Origin of the sequence: Bacillus sp. m3-13, from assembly GCF_000175075.1 — a bacterium.
Taxonomy (GTDB): domain Bacteria; phylum Bacillota; class Bacilli; order Bacillales; family Bacillaceae_I; genus Sutcliffiella_A; species Sutcliffiella_A horikoshii_C.
Genome location: NZ_ACPC01000009.1, coordinates 136,198 through 157,500, shown reverse-complemented (window position 1 = coordinate 157,500; position 21,303 = coordinate 136,198). Strand labels below are relative to the sequence as shown.

The following is a 21,303-nucleotide window of genomic DNA, read 5'->3' as shown; positions in this document are numbered from 1 at the left end:
GATAGGGTCCTTTAAATAATGGAAGCACCCACCCTAAGGAGGTTTGTGCTGTGAATAAAACAATTGATTGGTTCACCAATGTCTGGACTGCCGACTATTGGACGGACATGAATTTCTGGATAGATATGGGAGTTTCTCTACTTATCCTCCTGTTGTTCCTTTTATGGAGAAAACTGTTTACTAAGTATTTCTTTAAAGGAATATTAGCTGTTTCCAAAAAAACACCTACAGATCTTTTCACTTATATTGTACTAGCCTTTGATAAACCTGTAAGAATGTTCTTTGTGATACTAGGTATATTCTTTGCCTTGAAAACAGCCCCATTTACAATAATTGAAGCAGCAACATTAACTAAACTCATGCGCTCTTCCATTATTGCCTTATTTGGTTGGGGGATATTCAATTTCATCCCGTATTCTTCTAATCTATTTACAAACCTTTCCACTAGACTAGAATTTGAAGTAGACAAAATCGTTATGCCGTTTGTAACGAAGGTATTGCGATTTATCCTTCTCGCATTAGTATTCAGTATTGTGCTAGAAGTATGGGAATATGATGTTGGCGCGATTGTAGCTGGTCTGGGTCTTGGCGGACTTGCCTTTGCATTAGCCGCACAAGAGTCTATTAAAAACTTATTAGGTGGATTCATCATTGTAACGGAAAAGCCTTTTACAATGGGAGATTGGATCAAAACACCAAGTGTAGAAGGAGTCGTAGAGGATATTTCATTCCGCAGCACACAAGTGAGAACTTTTGCTCAAGCTGTAGTTACCGTCCCAAATGCCACTCTATCAAATGAACCTATCACAAACTGGTCCAAAATGGGGAAACGTCAAGTCACCTTTAAACTTGGCGTCCAATACGATACAAGCCGCACCAGTTTAGAAAGAGTGGTTCGAAGAATTGAAAATATGTTGCGCAACCATGATGCGGTTGACCAAGAAACCATTCTAGTCCGATTTGATAGTTTTGGAGCCAGCAGCCTGGATATTTTCCTCTATTTCTTTACCAAATCCGTCATGTGGGGCGAATATTTAGAAGTAAAAGAGGACATCAATTTTAAAATCATGGAAATCTTGGAGGAAGAAGACGTAATCGTAGCCTTCCCGACAAGAACGCTCCATATCGAATCTCAAGAAGAAAAAGAAAAAACAAAACAATACAGCCTAAGAGGCGAAAAGGCATAACCCATACGTTTAGGGTTATGCCTTCTTTATTGTGCTGACTTTTTTACTTGGTACATCATAAAAGAAATAATTGTACTCCGTCTTCAACTCAGTTGTTGTCATCCCATCTAACACCAGTGAATCATACACTCCAATTAGAAGAAGTTTGTTTATATAATACTCACGCTGCTTCTCTAACGCTTGATGAAGTTTCCTGCTCATTATTATTCACTTCCCTTTCATAGGCTACAGTTTAAAAGGTAAGGTATTGGTTTATTATCCTAATTACTTAGAATATACCCAAAAAATATTGATACAGGATAAAGCTAATGTAAATTATTCTTTAAGATTATTTCCTTTTGAAATTTTGCCACTCAGGTGGAAGAAGTTCTCGATATTTAGGGTAGAAGTAACGATCATCTACTAGCAGAAGGAAACCAGTATCTTGTTCACTTCGAATTAACCGTCCTCCTGCTTGCTGCACCTTATTCATACCTGGATAAACATAGGCGAAATCAAATCCGTTCTGCCCTTGCTTTTGAAAATGCTCCTTCATTACATTTCTTTCAAGAGACAGTCTGGGCAAGCCTACCCCAATAATTCCAACACCGTTCAAACGGTTCCCTTTCAAGTCGATTCCTTCAGAGAAAATTCCTCCAAGCACCGCAAATGCTAGAAAGGTCCCTTCCCTGTCCGGATTGAATCTATCTAGAAACTGTTCGCGTTCTGCTTCTGTCATGACAGGCTGCTGTACAAGAGTTTCAATGGAGTCTTCCACAGCGAACTGCTCATACGCTTCAAAAACCAAAGATAAATACTCATAAGAAGGAAAAAACACGAGAAAATTCCCCTTTTCGGAATGAAACACCTCCCTGATTGCCTCTGCAATTGGTTGAATGGAGTTTTGCCTATCTTGATACTTTGTAGAGATGTTTTTGGCATAAACCTTAATCTGGTCTTGGTGAAATGGTGTATTAATCGATATATAATAATCATGCTCCTCCCCGCCCAAAACAGTTTGGAAGTAGCCTAGCGGATGAAGAGTTGCTGAGAAGAACACTGTGGCAACCGCCTTGCTTGTCGAGTCCATAATTGCCGCAGAAGAGTCCATACAAGCAAGCTTAACCGTCACTTCACTCTTATAGATTGTCACGATGGTTTTATAAAGATCGTTATAGACTTTAGCTATTCTTAAGAAATCTTGTCCTGCAAAATACGCTTCCAATATTTCTTGATGTGCCATGCCCGAAGGATTCCTTAATAACCACTGTTCACACGCTTCCACAGCTTCCTCGAGCACTTCAATTAGTAGTGGAGGCTTGTCATCAAACACAAACTCGTTTGTCTTCAGCAACTCCTTCTTCCATTTCAACAATGTGTCATTGACCGCTTTGAGCTTCAAGTACACCTCTCGATCCAGTCCCTTTATTTCTCTAGAAACCTGTAAGAAAACTGATTTTGACAAGGAAGCAGATAACATCTCCCGAGATCGGTCGACTAGATTATGGGCTTCATCAATTAATAGGATCGTCTCCTTATGAAAATCTCCCCACCGTTGAAGCCGCACTTTTGGATCGAAAAAGTAGTTATAGTCACAAATCACTACATCAGCAAACATCGCAAGGTCAAGCGAAAACTCAAATGGACAGAGCTGATGTTTCTTTGCATATAACTCAATGATCTTTCTATCCATCAACCGCTCGTTATCAAGAATATCTTTAATACCTTCTTTCAGCCGGTCATAATAACCATCTGCAAAAGGACAGAATTCTTTCTGACAAATGGTCTCTTCTTGAAAACAGATTTTTTCCTTTGCAGTGATTGTAACAACTTTAATCTCTAACCCATTTTCAATAAGTAGCCTAAATGAATCTTCTGCCACCATTTTTGTGACTGTTTTAGCTGTCAGATACATTATTTTCTCTTGTTTTCCCTCCTGCAAGGAGATGACTGATGGAAAAATAGTTGCAATGGTTTTACCGATTCCTGTTGCGGCTTTTGCAAATACTCTCTTTTCTTCACGTATCGTTTTATAGACGGCCTTTGCCAGGTCTCTTTGTCCGGTTCGATAGGAATCATACGGAAATTTAAGTTTGGAAATGCTCTCCATCCTTGCTTGTTTCAACTTCCATAATTGCTTTTGGAAACTAAGATATTCTTTTGCGATCTCCTCGACAAACATAGTCAGTTCCCTTAACTCATAATGCTTTTCAAAAGTCTTTTCGTCCTCGTTCTCCCTTTTTGCATATACCATGTGAACCGTTATATGATCTAGTCCATTTTTCAGGCAATAAATATAGGCATACATTTTCAACTGTGCCCAGTATGTTTTATAATCTTCTTCCGTGACGGAGTTCAAGTCCCTTGCTGTTGTTTTTATTTCCTCTATGATGACTTGCTTTTCATTTCGATAGACTCCATCACATCTTCCTTCTATATGCAACTCAAAGTCATCTATTTGTATTTCGATGGAAAGATATACTTCCTTTTCATAATTTTCGCCTCTGCTGGCTTGCAATCGTTGATGGGTCCTGGTGCCCTCTTTCATAACATTGGAGCCTGTAAATCGCGAGTCAATGCTTCCGCCCATCATGACAAATTCTACAAGTTTTCTAACTGAAACGGACAATTTCTTCATCATATAACCCCTGAAATCTCATTTTCCCTTAAGTATAACAAAAGAACTTCTTCAACTATGCATAATTACTACACCGTCATAGGAAAATATAGTAAATGGAAAGATTTTTTTAAGGTGGTGAAGAATTCCATGACGAAAAACGATCCGCTGACATTAACCACAAAGCTCGAAGAAAACCTTCTTCATTTAAGAGAGAGGTTCGTCCATTCTGAGGATTTCATCATGGAGTATCTCCACCTCCAAGATGAGGAAGCTTATATCGTTTATATTGAAACAATCATTGACAAGAAGCTCGTTCAAGAAAGAATTTTAAACCCCCTTAAAGAAAGTAGAATCAATTACAGGGATGAAAAACAACCTCTTCCACTAGTAAAAGAAACAAACAGTATGAAAGAAATTACACAAAGCCTTCTTGAAGGAAGTTGTATTGTTCTTAGCAAGGATTCTGACCTTGCATATGTATTTAACGTACCCTTTTCAAATGATAGGAAAGTGAAAGAACCTGAGACGGAAGGCATTATTCGTGGAGCACATGATGGATTTGTTGAATCTCTGTCTACTAATATTTCTTTAATTAGAAAACGCATCCACAATTCTAACTTGAAGGTAAAATACTTTTCCATCGGCAATGATTCTCATACAAAGGTTGCCTTAATCTACCTTGATCATATCGCCAAATAAAAAAACAGTGGCACTATTAGAACAAAAACTTTTAGAAATTTATATCGATTATATTTTGTCACCAGGCTATATTGAGGAATTTGTAAGCGAAAACTCTTCCATTTTCCCCACCATGCTCAGCACCGAAAGAGCCGACCGTACTGTTGCCAATTTAATGGATGGAAGGGTAGCCATCATGACGGAGAGCAGCCCTGGTGCATTAATTGCTCCAACCACTTTTTTTACCTTTTATCAATCACCTGATGATTACAATAGCAGGTGGTATTTTGGTTCCTTTATTCGTTTTCTCAGGATTTTGGGATTTTTGATATCAATTGCTCTCCCTGCATTATACATAGCCATAGTATCCTTTCATTTTGAAATTTTGCCGACGGAAATCGTATTCTCTATCAAATCTTCCTTGGAGAACGTTCCGTACCCTCCGCTTATCGAGGCACTAGGCATGCAAATTACCTTAGAGATTTTAAGGGAAGCATCGATCAGGCTTCCCAGCAGAATTGCCCAAACAATCGGGGTTGTAGGAGGTTTGGTTATCGGGACGGCGGTAGTAGAGGCAAATCTTGTATCCAACACGATGATTATTGTTGTTGCAATTACAGCCATTTCTTCCTTTATCGTGCCAATTACGGAAATGGGCTCTTCCATACGTCTATTGGGTTTTCCGTTTATGATTATGGCTGCCATGTTTGGATTAATCGGAATGAGTTTCTTTTTTATGTTCCTGCTTATTCACCTTTGTAAGCTTGAGTCCTTTGGCACGCCTTATTTTGCACCCTTCTCTACATTAAGATGGACAGAAATGAAAGACACATTAATAAGGGTTCCACTACCATTTTTAAAGCAGAGACCAAGTGATACCATGCCACTAAAGAAGAAAAAGAAGGTATAATAAGGAGTTTTTCTATGCAAAAGGGCAGTGCAGTCAGCATCAGTCAAGGTCAATTGTTTTTTCTTATCATCCAGGCCCAAATCGGGGTTGGCATACTTTCCTTACCTTTTGCTGTCCATAGCACAGCAAAAGGGGATGGGTGGATTTCAACACTATTGGCAGGTTTTGTCATTCAACTCTGGATGATGATTTCTTTAGCATTATCCAGGTGCTTTCCTGAGAAGAACTTTTTTCAATTATTACGACATCTTTTCGGGAAGTATGTAGGTAGTCTCCTTATTTTCTCATACACTCTATATTTCACAGCGATTGCTGGCCTTGTTGCTGTTCTACAAACAGGATTGATTAACAAGTGGATTCTCCCTCTGACCCCTTTTTGGATCATCTATTTATTAATCATTATTGTTGCTGTCTATTTGGCATCAGACAATATTTTAATCATCGCTAGATTTTTTGGATTATCTACCGGAGTCGTTGTGTTCTTCATCCTGCTTGTAGCAACGGTCTACCGGGATGCAAATATAGCGTACATTTTACCTATAGGTCAGAGTGGATTTAAGAATATATTTTTTGCAATTAAGGATGTATTAATCGCCCTGACAGGGTTTGAACTCATTTTATTGATATACCCTATGATTAAATACAAACAAAAAACAGCCAAAACACTTACCTTTGCTAATATAACAACGGTGCTCATCTACAGTTTTCTTGTTTTTACGAGTTTAATCATTTTCAGCCCTGAAGAGATGACACTTGTCCCGGAACCTGTGCTCTATATGTTAAAGGCTATTTCATTTGAGGTGATTGAAAGGCTTGATCTTATTTTCTTGTCCATCTGGGTAATTCCAATGACGAACTCTTTCATCATTTACTTGTATCAAGCAAGCAAGGGTTTAAAGGAATTGTTTCATAGACAATCCCACGCTCCATTTGTACCGGTAATTGTGCTGCCAATTTTCATTTCAGGTTTTTTCTTACAAAATAAATTTTTAATAGAAGATATCAATAATATATTTCAATATATTGTGTTTATTTTCGTCTTCTTGCTTCCAGTATTGTTCTTAATGGTTGCCTTGGGTAAGAAAAAGTGGCAGAGGGGGAAAAATCATGAGTCGTCATAACCTTTGGAATATAGTTTGTGTATTATTAACGCTGGTACTTTTGACAGGTTGCTGGGATCAGCGACTATTAAAAGACTTGAAATTAGTGTTTACAGTGGCGTTTGACGCAGGGGAAGGAGATGAAATCATTTCTCATATTGCCATCCGTGAATCTGAAAAGTTAAGTGTGGGCGGTCAACCTGGGCAAGCTACTGTTGGAGTGGTAGAAGGTAAGGGAATCACACTAAGGGACACAAGGTTAAATTTAGATAGACGGATTCCTGGAGAATTTTCACCAAGCAAAATGAGGGTGTATTTAATGGGGGAAGAACTAGCCCAAAAGGATATTTACTCCATCCTTGATATTTTATATCGTGATCCCAAGGCTCCCCTAGGTGCAAAGCTTGCCATTGTGGAAGGAAAAGCAGAAGATATCATCCACATGAAGACAATCAAAGAAACATTATTAACAGAAGCCATTTCAGATCTATTGGTGACAGCTGAGAACAATACCATTATTTTAAATGAAACTGTCCAAACTGTCTGTCCTACCATGTTTGATCCAAGTGCAGACTTCTCCCTGCCTGTTATTAAAAAGGTTGAAACGAATGATATTGAAGTTGTCGGAATGGGATTGATCAGCGACAGAACTTATACCGGGGTCACACTGGATGCCGAACAATCTACTACTTTACTTATGCTCGGAAATAAAAAAGCGAAAGTTGCGCAAGTAAATATGATGGTCCATCCAGAAGAGGAAAATCCACAGAATCGTTATATGACTTTAAGTATCTCTAAAGCAAAAAGCAAAATAAAAACAATTGTAGACACCCCGACCGATATACAAGTAACGATAGATTTAAAAATAAATGGTGCTATTGCAGAGTACCCAAAAAATCATTTAGTGAGTAAACAAAAAGTAAAGGAGCTTGAAGAAAAAGCTGAACAATATTTAACCACACAGTCTGAAGAAGTGATTAAGATCATTCAAGACGCCAATAGTGATGTATTAAAAATCGGTCAGCAAATTAAAATTCATCACAATAAAACATGGAAAGATATTAAATGGCGGGAAGTGTATCCAACAATCAAAATAGTTCCAAATGTGACTGTGGAGATAACAGGCACAGGAATTATTAATTAGTTACATATGTAAAGAAAAATAGTGAGGGGCTTTAAAAGCTCCTCACTATTCCTTGTACGATCCGTTCCCACTGTTCCTCTTTTGGGATGCTTGCTTCATTATCTCCTTTTTGAAGACGATAGTCGCCGAACTGCGAATGATTTCCTCCTTGAATGATGAATGTATACATCTGTGATGGCAAACGGGAATCAGCTTTTGTTAATTTTTCCTCATCAATGACACCATCAAGCTGGGCTTCAAAAGTAATGACATCACCTTTGAATGATGTTAGATCATCATCTTCTGCAGGATATGCTGCCATCAGTATCAGACCTGTGACCTTATCAGGGTTGTTTTTCACATAGTTGGCTGCCATTGCCCCCCCGAGAGAATGACCAGCAATCACCCATTCTCGATCATCATACTTCTCAATGATCTTGTCCGCTTTATCTGGATTTAGCACTGCAAGATGCAGAGGCATCTTCGCGATTATAAATGGAACCCCTTCTTCTGCCAACATTTTGCCTAATGGAGCATATGCAGCAGCTTCCACTCTTCCACCAGGATAAAAGATGATACCTGCTTCCTCATTCTCTTCCGTTGGAAAGAAGGATATCCAACCACTATTTTCTTTTACCATTACTTCATCTGTTGATTCCATACTTTCTTCATTCATTAATTTATAAGGTGTTGCAATCAAGAAGAGACAGGCTGCAGCCGCTACACCAACAACTATCCCTATGGTAACTAAACTGGTTTTTTGCCATTTTTTCATCTTTGTACCTCACCATAATAGATTAATGTCTATTGTATGAAAACCAAGAATGGAAAGCAAATTTCTATCAAACATTTTCTATAAGTACTGCTCTCACTGGACACCCATCAGCACCCTTGATCTTCAAAGGTAGGGCAATCAGCTCGTATTCTCCTTCGTTTATTTCACGCAAATCAATTCCTTCTAATATGCAAATGTTGGCTTGATTCAAGCTATGATGGATAGGTAAGTCTTTACTATCTAAGACATCTACACTCGGAAGGTCCACTCCTATTAGAGGTACATCCATTGCCATTAACAACTCCACCACTTCTAAAGATAGTGTTGGAATTTGTTCAGGGAACTCTCTTGCCTTCACCCATGCATCTGTTCTAAAGAGAATTCGTTTTGCATGATGTTGACCTATAACCTTTTCTACATGCTTCCGTTCAATTTTTTGATGCCCTCTCACATCCACCACGACTGCAGGCCCTTTGAAAACAGAAAGGTCCAATTCATCCAACCGCTTTCCCTTGTCATCAAAATGATATGGTGCATCTACATGAGTGGCTGTATGCACACTCATTTTTATGCTGCCGACATTAACCGATCCTGTATGCTGCTTGGACCAGTTAACCTGATAGTGAAACGGAGTATCCCCCGGCCAAGTTGGTGTATCCTCACTAAGTGGCCTTGAAATATCATACATTCTCATCGTCTTGCCTCCTTAAGCAACTACTTCCCGTTCATTGGAGTATTTTTCATAATGTTTTTCATTCATAATATTTCGCAGAATTTGTACGGTCTCATACACATCTTTATAAGTAGAATACAGAGCAACAGGAGCTAGCCTGATGATATTCGGCTTACGGAAATCCGGAACCACTCCAAGCTCCTTCAATGATTTACAAATTCGTGCAGCTTCTGGATGTTCTAAACTCACATGACCTCCACGGCAAACATCCTCCATTGGATTGGTCATTTTAAATCCGTATCCAGATAACTCTTGCTGTATTAGTTCCATCATCACTCTAGTTTGATGGAGTGATTTGTCCCTGATTTTCTTCACCCCAATTTCTTCAAACATCTTTAATGAACCAAGCAGCGGGGCCATGCTGAAAATATGGGGTGTTCCAATCTGATAGGCTCCGCTTGTAGTAGCAGGTGTAAACGTATGTTCCATATCAAATTGCTTTTGCTTGTCAGATCCAAACCACCCTGTTAACCCAGGTGTTTTATCAAAGTGTTTTTCATGGACAAATAATGCTCCCACTCCACCTGGACCGGCATTTAAGTACTTATAATTGCACCAATAGGCAAAGTCCACTTCCCATTGGTGGAACTCATGCGGAATGGCACCAACAGAGTGGCATCCATCCCACCCAACGATGACTCCCTTTTCATGAGCTGCCTTTGTAATCTTTTCGATATCAAACAACTGACCGCTGCGATATAGGACGGTTGGCAAGATTAGAATGGCCACCTCTTCATTTAGCTCGTTGATGATATCCTCTTCACAAATAGTATGGCCATCCCTGCTCTTCACTCTAATAAGCTGCTCATCCGGATTAAAACCTTTTAGTTTCAAAATACTTTGAACCGCATAAATATCAGACGGAAAGTTCAACTCATCTGCTACAATTTTGGTTCGTTTTCCTTTTGGTTCGTAAAAAGTTGCAAGTAATTGATGAAGATTCCCCGTTGTAGAACCCGTGACCATCACTTCTTCCTTTTTCGCACCAACAAGCGGAGCACTCAATTCTCCAAGTTTTTCTGCAAAATAAAACCACGGCTCCTCCCCGCTCGTCCAACCATCTATGCCATGGTTTTTCCAGGAATCCAATAGGCTTAGAAGGGAAGACTCTGCCCTTTTAGATAAAAGCCCTAGCGAATTTCCATCCATGTAGATGGAACCTTCTTTTATGTAAAACTCATCCCGATACTTTTTTAAACCATCCTCTTCATCCCATCTATCAATCATATCCTCTGTAATCGCCATCACAAATCCCCCTTTGCATATCCCTTACATTATCTCACTATTCAGTTAAACGGGACAATGATTTATTATTACTTTTAACTTAAAGGAAAGAGTGATGTATAGCTGTTGATTGGAGCAAAAGGCGAAGACTCCAGCGGGGGAGTAACGGTAGGTTGAGACCCCGCAACGAAGTGAGGAGGCTCAAGCACCGTCCCGCGGAAAGCGAAGCCGTTTTGCGGAAATCAACAGCGACGTTCCAAAAAAAAGAGACTCTATTAAAGAGTCACCTAGAGGACATTTTGAGTTAATTGATAAAATAAATCCTGCATTTTCTTCTCCGCAAGATCATTTACAACATTTCTAGTTTGCAAGGAAGGATTACCATTGATTCGGAAACTGTAGTCAAGAATTTCTGGATGCATTTCGGAATACATAAATTCAATCTTCACTTTATGTCCTTCTGACTCCATCATCAGTGTGCATACTTTATTGCCCATAAATTCTGTGATTTTCACGACGGATTCCTCCTTCTCTCCTTTCACAACACTTACTATTTCTACAGATACGGACAAATTCCCTTTAAGTTTCAGCAAATTATTTGAATTTTTTGCAAAAAAATAAGCGGAAATAGTATCCGCTTAAAAGTTCTTTTTTAGGTAGTTATTTATTCTTCTTATTTCTCGGTTGTTACCGAGCGCATGGGTTACACCCCAGATGTTTGTTTCGCCTTCTTCTTTTGTTACTTCATTAAGGGTAACATCCAAATCATGAAAAATCCGGTGTAAGTATTTCAACGCCATTCTGTCATCGTTTCTTTCCACAAGCATGATAAGCCCATTGGCATTTTCCATGTCATTCCATACCTTGGATGGGGCAAAGCCTTTCTTTTTTCATCCAATTGACAGCAGCTTTCAGTTCTTTCCAATCGTCAGATGTTTTTCAAGTTGCGGAGATCGACTGTGTCCGCCCCTCCCCAACCAGTTACGTCATTTAAATATTTATGTTGTTCTGCTAAGACTTCTAAAGTGCTAACTTCTCTGTTTTCCTGATATAGAACCGCATCTTCAAATTCTTGATGCTCTATTTCCTGCACACTTGCAAGTGTCGTGGAAGAAAATAAGGAACCTCCATCGACATAATCATAAAAATGATAACCAATAACACCAATAATGGCTACCAGCATAAAAGTAGAGATGAATTTTAACACAGTACTCACTCCCAATCTGTCTTGCTCTATCTAACCCTTTGCTTTGCCCTCTTCTCCGTTTATTGGTACGATAAAAGAAAAAGCCATAGGTGAGAAATGATGAATAAAAAACGTATTATCTTTATTATCGTCTGCACTCTAACATTGTTAACAGCATGTCAGGAACAAAAAGAGACAAATGAAGCAAATGAGGCAGGCCCATTGGACGGATTGTTTGCTGGAAGTGAGCTTTCATATGAAGAATATAAATTCATTATGGAATTTATCGTAGATCGCACAAAAGAAATGGAAATAGAAGACAAAAAGTTGGAAAAATGGGTCATCCGTGCAATAGGTGATGAGAGGTTAATGAATAAAAGAGACCTCACCAAAGAGGAGGCCTTGGAGAAGGCAGAGTATAATTTGAAGTACTACGAAACATTTATGTCTGTAGCAGAAAATAAATACAATGTGACCGTTACAGAAGAAGAACTTGATAATTGGATAGCAGAAGGACCAGATCAGAGTGATGTACCCCAGCATAAAGCCTATGCGGAAGCATTAGGTTTGACCCTTGAAGAATTAAACCATGATTATGATAGAGACTTATACGAACAAACTATGGTGATGGAGAAACTCCAACCTTTGTTACATGAAGAATATGATACATCTGATGTTGATGAAGTAAGAGACAGATTCAATAAAGAAGTAGAGGAACAAATGAAATAGAACGGCCCAATTGGGACCGTTCCATTTTCATTTTCTATGATAAATAAGATTTGAGAGATGGTCCCGCTTATCCTTATCTCGATAAACCTTCATCATTTCCATTGAAAATATGCAGCATATCAGCCAGATCAACCCGACTGCATAGCCTGCCAATATGTCACTTGGATAATGCACTTGCAGATAGACCCTGCTAACACCTACTAAGATTACAAGGGTGGCCAACAGTCCAATTGCAAGCATTCTCGTTTTAAAGAAGCGTTTTTCTCTGCCAATCAAATATATGATGAAACCGTATAAGATAAAACTACCCAACGCATGCCCGCTCGGAAAACTATATCCATTCCCGTCGTATTCCGGAGCCATTGTTGGCCGTTCGCGCTGAAAAAAGTATTTCAATCCAAAGATAAATAATCCACCACCGCCGATGGAAAGAATGAAAAACAACACGCCGAGTACATCTCTTTTTTTCAACCAAAGGAATAACACCGTAAATATACTCGCAGCGGTTATCCACCAGACAGAACCAGTTTCCGTTAACAACCTTAACATGTTAGTCAGTGTTCCGCTTTCTATCGATTGAAAATAATCCATGATGACATGGTCGAATGTAAATTTCTCCTGTTCCCATACATCCTCTGCCAATTCAAGGAACAAAGCCGTGGCGGAAATCATGAGAACTATCCCCGCGAGGATAAGCAGACCAGGAGCCCATACCTTACTAAAATCAATCTGTTCCTTCCAATAGCGCGCTTCCTCTTTTAAATTCATCCAATCGCCTCGTTTACGTGATAAGTTTTCTATTACCTTATTCCACTAAAGCGACTGGGTAAAACGTTAAATAAAAGTTGGGAGTTCCTACTCTTGCTCTTGTCTATGAAAAGAATACATCATCCAAAATCCGATATCCTGAAAACCTATCCGCTTATAGATTACTCCTGCACTCGGATTGTCATAAAACAAACAAAGCTCTTTTCCTTCTTGAAGAAGTTGATTACACAATTTGACCATGCATTGAGTAGCGTATCCTTTCTTTTTAAATTTCTCAAGAGTTGCCACACCCACTACCATCGCAGATACCGTATTTTCTGCGGTAGTCGAGGCAGTGGAAACCATCATCCCTTCTTCCTCCACGAAGAAGGAGCGAGAAACCCCTTCCGCTAACACACGTTTCTTTCGTTCTACGGTAATGATAGAATCACTGAACTCCGGAACCGAATTTAATAATTTGACAAGTCTCTCTGCATCCTGTGGAGTGGCCTGAAGGACTTTTGAAGTATCAACAGTAGCTGCTAGTTCATTTGATAAGGCTGTACACTTCGCATAATAGGTCTGTCTTTTCCTTTTTAGCCGGTGCATGACAAAAGGTTCAATCCTTGCTGTCACGTCCTTTAAACCTGACATCATAGTAAATTTCGGATCATTCAACATGATATTTGCAAAACCTTCAGCATCAAAGGCTCCTTTTGCATAAGGAATAAAATTTTCTTCATAATTAAGAAGAACCGCTATAAGTTCACCATCTTCATTAAATTCTCCCCAAAGCCTCTGAAAGTCTTTTTCATACCCATAAGCCTCGATGTCTCCAATAATAAACAGATTTTCTGCAGGTTGTTCACCTAAAAAATCAAAACATTTTTCATGATCCGCCTCTGCCAATCTCCTAATCATTATCCTGACCCTCCCCGTTTGATATTTTAAAAATATTCTCATATTTTACCTAAAAATCTATCAAGAGGGAAGATAAATTTCAATGCTATACTAGTTGATTGGAGTGGAAGGCGCGAGACGCCCGCGGGAGGAAGGGACAGGTGAGACCCCGCAACGGAGGAGGCCACTGAAAAACCTAGTAACCAATCTTTTGGATAATTTATAGCTGTTGATTGGAGCAATAGGCGAAGACTCCTACGGGGGAGTAGCGACAATGTTGAGACCCCGCAGGGCGTAGCCTGAGGAGGCTCAAGGTCGCCCCGTGGAAAGCGAAGCCGTTTGCGGAAATTAACAGCGGTGTCTTAAAATAATCTAACATCAAAGACTTTTTCAGTGGCCAACAGCGCAGCGAGGAGGCTCAAGGCACCGTCCCGCGGAAAGCGAAGCCATTTGCGGAAAGGAACAGCGTTGCTTAACCAAGCTACTAAAAAGAATAGGGCGATTATTCATAGGGCAGCTTTTTAAAAAAAATGGGTAATCGTCCATTCCAATTTTTAACCTTTTACATATGATAAATGGAATCATGAAAACATCAACACACTTTGTTGTCCCAGGATTTCATGTAAAAAACCTTAGAGGCAGGATAAACGCCTATGCCTCCTAAGAAATTGTTGCATAAGATATCGTAACAACTCATAAAGGAGGTGTTACTAAGATGGGTAATGCGTATGCAGGTGGCTTCGCGTTAATCGTAGTATTGTTTATCTTGTTGGTAATCGTAGGTGCAGCTTGGTTGTACTAAATACATTTTTAATTAAAAAGGAGGAACTAAAATGTCAGGTGGACATTCCGGCGGATTTGCGTTAATCGTAGTATTATTTATCCTGTTAGTAATCGTAGGTGCAGCTTGGTTATACTAAGCTAGACCTTGGAGTTTAGGCAATGCCCTTACTCCACAAAAACACCTTCCATGTTTACATGGAAGGTTGTTTTTTGTGCTGATTTATTATTTGGAGCTTAGCAAGATATCTACATAAGAAGAAATTAATAGAATGGTAATAAGTACATTTATGGTTCGGAAAACTTTCGGCTGACGATCCTCTGGTATTTCCTTCTGAACGCATAAAGCATTCGTTAATTTGTTTATGTAGAAGAGTATAAATACAGCCACCCAAACAAATAGAAATGCGATAGCCATAAGATCCCTCCTTTGTGGCTTGCTTTAAACTAACTGCGGAATATATACTTATGCCTTCTACCTTACCAAAGTTTATGAGAAAAAGATACTGTGATAGTCCAAATCTTTTACAAAAAAATGAAAAAGCATCCTGAAATTATGAAAAAATTTCTAGGACGCTATTTCTTTCTCATTAACTATTAAGATATCATAACCGCTTTCCAATTCTTCAATTTGGCATTTGCTTGGAGCATGTTGGATAAGCTTAATATATAGGAAATCTGGAATACATAGTCCAAGATTTACCGCCGCAAGCATGGAAAAGTAATGATAGTAGCTTGGGAAAATATGTGCAAGAAAGATGCATGCTGAAGTAATGATCGCAAAAGGAGCCAGTAAAACAGCATAAGATTGAATTTTTGTAAAAGGTTTTTTTGTTTTTATTTTCATATAAGGCATATAGCACTTGAATTTCCATTTAAGTTTTACTTGGTTTTTTGTGGCGATTAGCGGAAGAACATGACATAGTTTGTGCATGGTGAACATTCCCAGAAGGCCAAGGATGAACCATCCGAAATTGGCAGATGAGACAGCTGTGTCATGGAACATTAAGCTAAAAGACAGAAAGAATACAATAAACGAAAGTAAAGTGATGATAAACGAAATAAGTGTTATACGATGGAGTCCATATTGTCTTGAAATATCAATGGATTTCCAACAGTTCATAGTTGCGTCACCTACCGTAATTGCTAGTCGTAATGAAAATTACTAAATTAATGTAAGCTTTTTTAATGAAAAAATCAATAGGTGAATGTAATTTATTTTTCTATGTATCCATCTAAATATTGGTAAGTGTAAGGAATTGTTGTAAAATAAGTAGAAAAGTGAGGAAAACCTTTGAGACTTGCGATACGAATTTGCAACAGTGAGGACTGAGTATAGTGGAAGAAAGACTTGCAACCTTGGAGTTCTACATGGAACTTTTAATAAAACAAATGGACCGTTCAACATTTCCTTGGGATTATTTGATCATAAAAGGTAAATTGAGCAGGAGGGAAGTGCAGGCTCTATATCAATTATGTGAAGACTTGAGCAAAGAGATGGAAAAAACAAAAAGCGGAAGGATTTGTTACATTCTCTCCGCTTCTTATACAATTCAGACAAGCACTGCCTCCAGAACTGCCTTTGGAGGAGACCATTGCCGCCTTACGGACACAAGGCCATTATGTGCCGTTGATGGAGGAATTCCAAAAGCTTATTAAGAAGAAGTAACGCTTTCATTTTTTTCTTCAAGCACTTCCTCTTTTTTGGAAAGCTTCCCGTCTACTTCTACAAAATCTTCTTCAATATTATTAAAGGAACGCTCAAATATTTGCATAAAATCTTCCCCGTAAACATTACGGATCACGCACATGATATCCAATAGCTCAGGGAACTTTCCATATAAGTCATGCATCGGCAAAGCCCCGCTGAATACGGAGTTTTTACTAGGATCATAGGTTTCCATCAATTCTAAAAGAATCTGTTCGCCTTTTTCCGTTAGTTCAATATACGTGTTTCGCTTATCGTTTTCCTTTTTAGAAAAACGAAGCAGTTCTCTCTCTTCCAGTTTCTTAGAAAAGTTGAACGCAGTGGATACATGCATTACTCCAAACTTGGCAATCTCGGAAATACTGGCACCTTTTAAATGATAAGCAATCCATAGAATATGGTGCTCGTTAATATTTAAGTCATATGGTTTTATCCATTGTTGCCAATCTTTCTCGATGGTCTTCCAAAGTGCTTTACTCAGCTGGGCAACACGTTGGCTGAAGAGCATAGCTTCTTTTAATGAATACTGTCCATTCTGTGTATTCACAAACTCACCTACTTTTTTCTAATATATTACTATCTATTATGACAATAAAATAAAAATTAATAAAGGTCTAAATTTACAAAAAATTAAAATTTTTTATTCAGCGGTGTTTTTTGCTAGCTTTTTTTCTAGATTTTCTAATTCTTCCTGCAGGTTTGCGATGTCTTGTTGAATGGATTCTTGATGAGGTTTAATTGAATTTTGCCAAAGATCTACTGAAACCTTGATCTCTTCTGCAATATTTCCGACTGTTGCTTTTCCCTCTTCCATGGCTTGTGTTACTTGGTCCTTAATATGAATTGCCTCTTGTTTCAAATCTTCAATCGTCAGCCTGAATAGATTGAGCAGTTGACTTTATTTTCGCTCTTCTGGATGCTCCAGATTCTGCAGTTGTAAGCAGAGCGGAGACACTGGCAATTGTTCCACCTATTAAAACTCCGTAAATGAATGATTTCCCATTCATAGTAATCACTCCTCTATAAAGTTATGTAAATATAGTTCAATACCCTAAGATTATTATATAATTCAACATTTATTAAAAAAATCCTTTTTTTTTGCTGAATACTTTTCTGGACGAGTTCTTAAGAAGATACTGTCTTATGCCTTATTGTTTCCAAATAACAAGTTTATATTTAATCGAAACTTTAACTAGGTATACTTGTTTCATAAGAAAAGAGGGAACGGCATAATTATGGTAAAAAGGGGGCGGGCTTTGTGCCAGTTATAACATCTGTGTTATTTATCATAAGTATCGTGATGTTGTTTGGTGGTGGAAATTACTTTTTGGCCGCGCAACGGGCAGGGGTATATCCGCCGAGGAGAGTGTTGCAACAGAGGGCTGTAACTATTGGCGGTGCTGGTGGGGTCATGTTTTTATTAGCTATATTAATGACATGGGCTGTTTAAACTAATGATCGAAAAAAAGAAGAGGGCAAATTCCAAACTCGGAATTTGCCCTCTGAATTATGTTGCAGGTATTAGATTTGAGCGTTTAGCTATGCTCGTTACAATTGGATAGATAATGATCATGACTGTTGCATTCAATGCGACAGCTGGTAATACGGCTGTAACGAAGAAGAATGCAAAGGATTCTCCGCCTGGTAATCCTACTAGTGTCAGGGCGCTAAAAAGGAAAATTGCTCCTGAAATGAGGGTGCCTATAACGGTTAAAAGTCCTGCTTTAACTAGTGGTTTGTCCAGTTTCTTCAATGCAAGAAGCAAGAAGAAGAACAAAAATGCTGTAATCGGTTTATCAATGATATTTGGGATCTGACCGGCTGGAAAAGTGGTGGTCATGGCGGAAATTAATCCTGTCACGACACCTAATAACAATACATTTTTCTTTTCTGGAAACAGCATGATACCTAAAAACATCATCGTTAATGCTAAGTCTGGCTTCATACCGAGAATGACCCCCGGTACAACAGTGTGCAGAACAGCACCGATTCCTACTAATAAAGCTAGTGATACTAAAGTCTTTGTATTCATTTCTCATCTCTCCTCAACTAATCTAATCTTTTTAACTCCATTAGTACACTCGTTGTCTAATGCGAATTAATAGATACTAGTATATAAAAGTTTCCCCCTTTTGAAAAGAGGAAAGCATGATTTTACCTATATTTGGCTTGGAATCGTTTCATGAAATCCGCTAATGCCTGACAGGATTCCAATGGTACGGCATTGTAAATAGAAGCTCTGCAGCCTCCGACCATTCTGTGACCTCCAAGACCTACAAAACCTTCCTCTTTTGCCTGAGTTAGAAAATTAGAGGTAAGCTCGTCAGAAGGGAGGTTGAATGTGACATTCATGTGCGATCTTGCACTTTTTTCGGCATGGCCAATATAAAAACCTTCACTCTGGTCAATAGTTTCATATAGGAGTTCTGCTTTCTCCTTGTTAATCCTTTCCATCGCTTCAACGCCGCCTTGTTCTGCCACCCATTCCAATACAAGGGAAAGCATATAGATGGAAAAGGTTGGAGGTGTATTGTATAGAGATCTATTTTTCGCGTGTGTTTGGTAGTTCAGCATGGTCGGGATATTGCTAGGACATTGCTCTAACAGTTCCTTCTTTATTATCACAACTGTAACACCAGACGGACCAAGGTTTTTCTGGGCGCCTGCATAGATAAGGGAGAAATCTTCTACATTTATTGTTCTGCTTAAGATATCACTCGACATATCAGCAATTAATGGTATGTACGTAGGAGTGGATGGGAACTCCCACCATTGTGTGCCAAAAATGGTGTTGTTGCTCGTAATATGCAAATAAGCTGCATCTGTTGAGAGTGTCAATTGAGAAGGTATAGTAGAGTACCCTGTTTCCTTTGCCTTGGAAGCAATATGAGTCGATCCAATTTTTTGTGCTTCTTTTAACGCTTTTTCAGACCATGAACCGGACAGACAATAATTAGCTATCTTATCTGATGGAAGAAAGTTTAAAGGAATGGCTGAGAATTGCAGACTTGCACCACCTTGCATGAAGAGAATGTCATAGTCATCCGGAATTTGCAAAAGCTCCTGTAGAAGTGTAGCTGCTCTTTGGTGGACCGTTTCGTATTCTTTACTCCGGTGACTTAACTCCATAACAGACATACCAGTATCTTGGAAATCCAATAATTCCTCTTGGGCGCGTTGCAGCACTTGTTTTGGAAGTGCTGCCGGCCCTGCATTAAAATTATATACACGCTTCATCCTATTACCCTCCTAAAGTAATCTGAAAATATTAATATATATCCTATCATGGATTGTGTTAGAATACATGAAAGATTTCGAAAAAAGTTAGGAGTAATTTAACATGTACCAAGAACATAAGCCTTTTGATGTTAGTCCATATGATCATCCGGATATTTATCCTGGTCCAAGACCTTCATCTTCTTTTTTATTTTGGAAAGGGAAAGCACATCGAATCGAGGCGGAAAAAGGGATGCCCGTTGAACAACTTTTAATTCACTTTACTAATGTCGACCATGTGCTAGGCAGTCTGGCATTTCAAAGTACGCATGTAAAAAAAGTGGAGGAGTTTTTTAAAGAGGAGGGGTTTCATTCGAAGGTTCCAGTTGTCGCATATGGTTCAAATGTTTGTATTGCACAATTACAATACAAATTCCGTTTGCGCCCAGAAGAAGATGATTTTATGCTTTGCTTAAAAGCTACGGTGACGGATTCCGATATTGTTTATGGACCATTTTTGGCGCCTTATGGTTCACTGCCTGCAGTCATTGCACCAGTGGAAGGTGCGGTGTCAGAGGTGTGGTTGACGTTTATGGATAAAAAACAGCTGGAGTTGATCAATTCCACTGAAAAAGGATATGAGCTTAGAGTCCATGAGGGAAAAAAGGTACGTTTGGACACTGGAGAAGTCTTTGGGAATGTCTATGCCTATTATGAGCCACGCGCCCTACTATGGAACGGTGAGATGCGCAGATTCAAGGATATTTCCGGTCACAGTCCGCTTCAGGCTGTATGGCAAAGTGAAATGCTAAACGAGTTAAAGCTAGCAGTTAAGCATGAAGGAACACGGGAAGAATTTATTCACTTATTAAGATGGGACAGAAGCTATCGTGATTTGGTAGAAGACTTTTTAAAAGCCGAATGTACCTATACTTTTGATCATCCTGACTGGAAGGCTGCGGAATCCATCCTGTCCCTTGGAGAGATGAAAAGGTCGTTTTGAATAGAAAAAGACGTGCACCTTTAGGAGGGCACGTCTTTTGATTGTTATTTAATACCTTGATTAATTTTAGTTGCAATCTCTTGCAAATCTTGTGTGGTGTAATCACTCTGATTTGACTTCCACACTGCGCCAAAACCGTCTCCTTTGCCGTAGCGAGGGAGAATATGAAGATGATAGTGGAAGACCGATTGACCGGCAGCTTCTCCATTATTATTTAAAAGGTTCAGCCCAATTGGTTCAAACTGCTCTTTAATCGAATTAGCGATCTTTGGAACCACTTTAAAAAGGTTCTCGGCTATCTCAGGTGTTAGCTCGTAAATGTTCTCTTTATGTACTTTCGGAATGACTAATGTATGTCCTTTTGTTACCTGGCTGATATCAAGAAAAGCCAGAACATGTTCGTCTTCGTAAACCTTGGCAGCAGGGATGTCCCCATCAATAATCTTGCAGAAAATGCAATCACTCATCTGTTTCACCTCTGGACTTTAGTTTTATCTATTTTACCATGTTTTGGACAAGTATCCTAATATGATGTGCAGGCAAAATAAACAAGCAAGAGCAAAAGCTCCTGCTTGTGAAGAAAGGGACGAGAGGCAACAAGCTTCTCTATCTGAATAAGGAGAAGCCTTCAAACATCATTTTAACGTTCAAATAACTGTGTTTGATAAACACCTCATCTGATTTATAAAATGTGTCTAATTGTCA

The 21,303-nt window shown here is 38.9% G+C and carries 29 protein-coding genes and 1 pseudogene; 12 read left to right on the top strand and 18 right to left on the bottom strand.

Going from position 1 to position 21,303, the window contains the following annotated elements; genetic code table 11:
* Positions 1-50: 50 nt before the first annotated feature.
* Positions 51-1,187, top strand: a complete 1,137-nt coding sequence (locus M313_RS0102980; RefSeq protein WP_010192303.1) for a mechanosensitive ion channel family protein — start codon at positions 51-53, stop codon at positions 1,185-1,187.
* 15 nt (positions 1,188-1,202) lie between these two features.
* Here the strand turns inward: M313_RS0102980 and M313_RS0102975 are convergent, their stop codons facing one another.
* A complete protein-coding gene (locus M313_RS0102975; RefSeq protein WP_010192302.1) occupies positions 1,203-1,388 on the bottom strand; it encodes a hypothetical protein in 186 nt (61 codons plus the stop codon).
* Between the two features lie 127 nt (positions 1,389-1,515).
* Positions 1,516-3,807 carry an ATP-dependent DNA helicase gene (locus tag M313_RS0102970; RefSeq protein ID WP_029326303.1) on the bottom strand — a complete coding sequence of 764 codons (2,292 nt, stop codon included), beginning with the start codon at positions 3,805-3,807 and terminating at the stop codon, positions 1,516-1,518.
* A 126-nt stretch (positions 3,808-3,933) separates the two neighbouring features.
* Between M313_RS0102970 and M313_RS24455 the strand changes: the two genes are divergently transcribed.
* From M313_RS24455 to M313_RS0102955, 4 genes are read left to right on the top strand one after another with little or no spacing between them, the layout of a single operon-like run.
* Positions 3,934-4,485 (top strand): spore germination protein, encoded by a 552-nt coding sequence (locus M313_RS24455; RefSeq protein WP_050780627.1) that lies wholly within the window; start codon positions 3,934-3,936, stop codon positions 4,483-4,485.
* The gene (locus tag M313_RS24450) at positions 4,466-5,374 is read left to right on the top strand and encodes a spore germination protein (RefSeq protein WP_050780626.1); all 909 of its coding nucleotides are present in this window, start codon (positions 4,466-4,468) and stop codon (positions 5,372-5,374) included. Before M313_RS24455 ends, M313_RS24450 begins: the two co-directional genes overlap by 20 nt.
* 14 nt (positions 5,375-5,388) lie before the next feature.
* Positions 5,389-6,495 carry a GerAB/ArcD/ProY family transporter gene (locus tag M313_RS22495; RefSeq protein ID WP_010192300.1) on the top strand — a complete coding sequence of 369 codons (1,107 nt, stop codon included), beginning with the start codon at positions 5,389-5,391 and terminating at the stop codon, positions 6,493-6,495.
* Positions 6,482-7,618, top strand: a complete 1,137-nt coding sequence (locus M313_RS0102955; RefSeq protein ID WP_010192299.1) for a Ger(x)C family spore germination protein — start codon at positions 6,482-6,484, stop codon at positions 7,616-7,618. Before M313_RS22495 ends, M313_RS0102955 begins: the two co-directional genes overlap by 14 nt.
* A gap of 31 nt (positions 7,619-7,649) precedes the next feature.
* On the opposite strand, the gene M313_RS0102950 is transcribed toward M313_RS0102955, so the two are convergent.
* The 6 genes from M313_RS0102950 to M313_RS0102925 form a co-directional block, all read right to left on the bottom strand.
* Positions 7,650-8,372: an alpha/beta fold hydrolase gene (locus M313_RS0102950; RefSeq protein ID WP_010192298.1), complete on the bottom strand. Its 723-nt coding sequence runs from the start codon at positions 8,370-8,372 to the stop codon at positions 7,650-7,652.
* A gap of 67 nt (positions 8,373-8,439) precedes the next feature.
* On the bottom strand, positions 8,440-9,066 hold the full coding sequence (gene kynB, locus M313_RS0102945) for an arylformamidase (protein WP_010192297.1): 627 nt from the start codon (positions 9,064-9,066) through the stop codon (positions 8,440-8,442).
* Between the two features lie 12 nt (positions 9,067-9,078).
* Positions 9,079-10,350 (bottom strand): kynureninase, encoded by a 1,272-nt coding sequence (gene kynU, locus M313_RS0102940; protein ID WP_010192295.1) that lies wholly within the window; start codon positions 10,348-10,350, stop codon positions 9,079-9,081.
* 266 nt (positions 10,351-10,616) lie between these two features.
* Positions 10,617-10,844, bottom strand: coding sequence for a hypothetical protein (locus M313_RS0102935; RefSeq protein ID WP_010192293.1), 228 nt, complete (start codon positions 10,842-10,844; stop codon positions 10,617-10,619).
* A gap of 123 nt (positions 10,845-10,967) precedes the next feature.
* Entirely contained in the window at positions 10,968-11,180 is a 213-nt protein-coding gene (locus tag M313_RS0102930; RefSeq protein ID WP_010192291.1) for a hypothetical protein, read from the bottom strand.
* A 77-nt stretch (positions 11,181-11,257) separates the two neighbouring features.
* Positions 11,258-11,536, bottom strand: coding sequence for a hypothetical protein (locus M313_RS0102925; protein WP_010192289.1), 279 nt, complete (start codon positions 11,534-11,536; stop codon positions 11,258-11,260).
* A 99-nt stretch (positions 11,537-11,635) separates the two neighbouring features.
* Between M313_RS0102925 and M313_RS0102920 the strand changes: the two genes are divergently transcribed.
* Positions 11,636-12,244, top strand: coding sequence for a hypothetical protein (locus M313_RS0102920; RefSeq protein ID WP_010192287.1), 609 nt, complete (start codon positions 11,636-11,638; stop codon positions 12,242-12,244).
* Between the two features lie 27 nt (positions 12,245-12,271).
* Here M313_RS0102920 and M313_RS22490 read toward each other — a convergent pair whose 3' ends face one another.
* On the bottom strand, positions 12,272-13,012 hold the full coding sequence (locus M313_RS22490; RefSeq protein ID WP_010192285.1) for a phosphatase PAP2 family protein: 741 nt from the start codon (positions 13,010-13,012) through the stop codon (positions 12,272-12,274).
* Positions 13,013-13,099: 87 nt separating this feature from the next.
* Entirely contained in the window at positions 13,100-13,912 is an 813-nt protein-coding gene (locus M313_RS0102910) for a GNAT family N-acetyltransferase (protein ID WP_010192283.1), read from the bottom strand.
* 694 nt (positions 13,913-14,606) lie between these two features.
* Between M313_RS0102910 and M313_RS24935 the strand changes: the two genes are divergently transcribed.
* A complete protein-coding gene (locus M313_RS24935; RefSeq protein ID WP_063561705.1) occupies positions 14,607-14,693 on the top strand; it encodes a YjcZ family sporulation protein in 87 nt (28 codons plus the stop codon).
* Between the two features lie 31 nt (positions 14,694-14,724).
* The gene (locus M313_RS24930) at positions 14,725-14,811 is read left to right on the top strand and encodes a YjcZ family sporulation protein (RefSeq protein ID WP_082153634.1); all 87 of its coding nucleotides are present in this window, start codon (positions 14,725-14,727) and stop codon (positions 14,809-14,811) included.
* 86 nt (positions 14,812-14,897) lie between these two features.
* Here M313_RS24930 and M313_RS0102895 read toward each other — a convergent pair whose 3' ends face one another.
* Positions 14,898-15,089 (bottom strand): hypothetical protein, encoded by a 192-nt coding sequence (locus M313_RS0102895; RefSeq protein ID WP_010192281.1) that lies wholly within the window; start codon positions 15,087-15,089, stop codon positions 14,898-14,900.
* A gap of 150 nt (positions 15,090-15,239) precedes the next feature.
* Positions 15,240-15,794, bottom strand: coding sequence for a DUF3267 domain-containing protein (locus M313_RS0102890; RefSeq protein WP_010192280.1), 555 nt, complete (start codon positions 15,792-15,794; stop codon positions 15,240-15,242).
* A 215-nt stretch (positions 15,795-16,009) separates the two neighbouring features.
* Here M313_RS0102890 and M313_RS26910 point away from each other — a divergent pair.
* Together M313_RS26910 and M313_RS26905 are read left to right on the top strand one after the other, a co-directional pair.
* A pseudogene (locus M313_RS26910) lies at positions 16,010-16,174 on the top strand (DUF1878 family protein); the annotation flags it as partial.
* A 43-nt stretch (positions 16,175-16,217) separates the two neighbouring features.
* A complete protein-coding gene (locus M313_RS26905; RefSeq protein ID WP_503487496.1) occupies positions 16,218-16,340 on the top strand; it encodes a DUF1878 family protein in 123 nt (40 codons plus the stop codon).
* Here M313_RS26905 and M313_RS0102880 read toward each other — a convergent pair.
* The 3 genes from M313_RS0102880 to M313_RS25700 all read right to left on the bottom strand — a co-directional run bounded on the left by M313_RS0102880 (position 16,327) and on the right by M313_RS25700 (position 17,386).
* Positions 16,327-16,926 carry an HTH-type transcriptional regulator Hpr gene (locus M313_RS0102880; protein WP_010192277.1) on the bottom strand — a complete coding sequence of 200 codons (600 nt, stop codon included), beginning with the start codon at positions 16,924-16,926 and terminating at the stop codon, positions 16,327-16,329. The genes M313_RS26905 and M313_RS0102880 overlap by 14 nt on opposite strands.
* A 93-nt stretch (positions 16,927-17,019) precedes the next feature.
* The gene (locus M313_RS0102875) at positions 17,020-17,238 is read right to left on the bottom strand and encodes a hypothetical protein (RefSeq protein WP_010192274.1); all 219 of its coding nucleotides are present in this window, start codon (positions 17,236-17,238) and stop codon (positions 17,020-17,022) included.
* Positions 17,239-17,242: 4 nt separating this feature from the next.
* Positions 17,243-17,386 (bottom strand): hypothetical protein, encoded by a 144-nt coding sequence (locus M313_RS25700; protein ID WP_010192272.1) that lies wholly within the window; start codon positions 17,384-17,386, stop codon positions 17,243-17,245.
* A 251-nt stretch (positions 17,387-17,637) separates the two neighbouring features.
* On the opposite strand from M313_RS25700, the gene yhzF reads away from it, so the two are divergent.
* On the top strand, positions 17,638-17,829 hold the full coding sequence (yhzF, locus tag M313_RS0102865; RefSeq protein WP_010192270.1) for a membrane protein YhzF: 192 nt from the start codon (positions 17,638-17,640) through the stop codon (positions 17,827-17,829).
* Positions 17,830-17,886: 57 nt separating this feature from the next.
* Here the strand turns inward: yhzF and M313_RS0102860 are convergent, their stop codons facing one another.
* Both M313_RS0102860 and serC read right to left on the bottom strand, forming a co-directional pair.
* Positions 17,887-18,411, bottom strand: coding sequence for a tryptophan transporter (locus M313_RS0102860; protein ID WP_010192269.1), 525 nt, complete (start codon positions 18,409-18,411; stop codon positions 17,887-17,889).
* 122 nt (positions 18,412-18,533) lie between these two features.
* Positions 18,534-19,616, bottom strand: coding sequence for a 3-phosphoserine/phosphohydroxythreonine transaminase (gene serC / locus M313_RS0102855; RefSeq protein WP_010192267.1), 1,083 nt, complete (start codon positions 19,614-19,616; stop codon positions 18,534-18,536).
* 103 nt (positions 19,617-19,719) lie between these two features.
* On the opposite strand from serC, the gene M313_RS0102850 reads away from it, so the two are divergent.
* Entirely contained in the window at positions 19,720-20,598 is an 879-nt protein-coding gene (locus M313_RS0102850; protein WP_010192265.1) for a hypothetical protein, read from the top strand.
* Positions 20,599-20,642: 44 nt separating this feature from the next.
* Here M313_RS0102850 and M313_RS0102845 read toward each other — a convergent pair whose 3' ends face one another.
* Complete coding sequence (locus M313_RS0102845; RefSeq protein WP_010192262.1) at positions 20,643-21,065, bottom strand: HIT family protein; 423 nt, start codon at positions 21,063-21,065, stop codon at positions 20,643-20,645.
* Between the last annotated feature and the right edge of the window lie 238 nt (positions 21,066-21,303).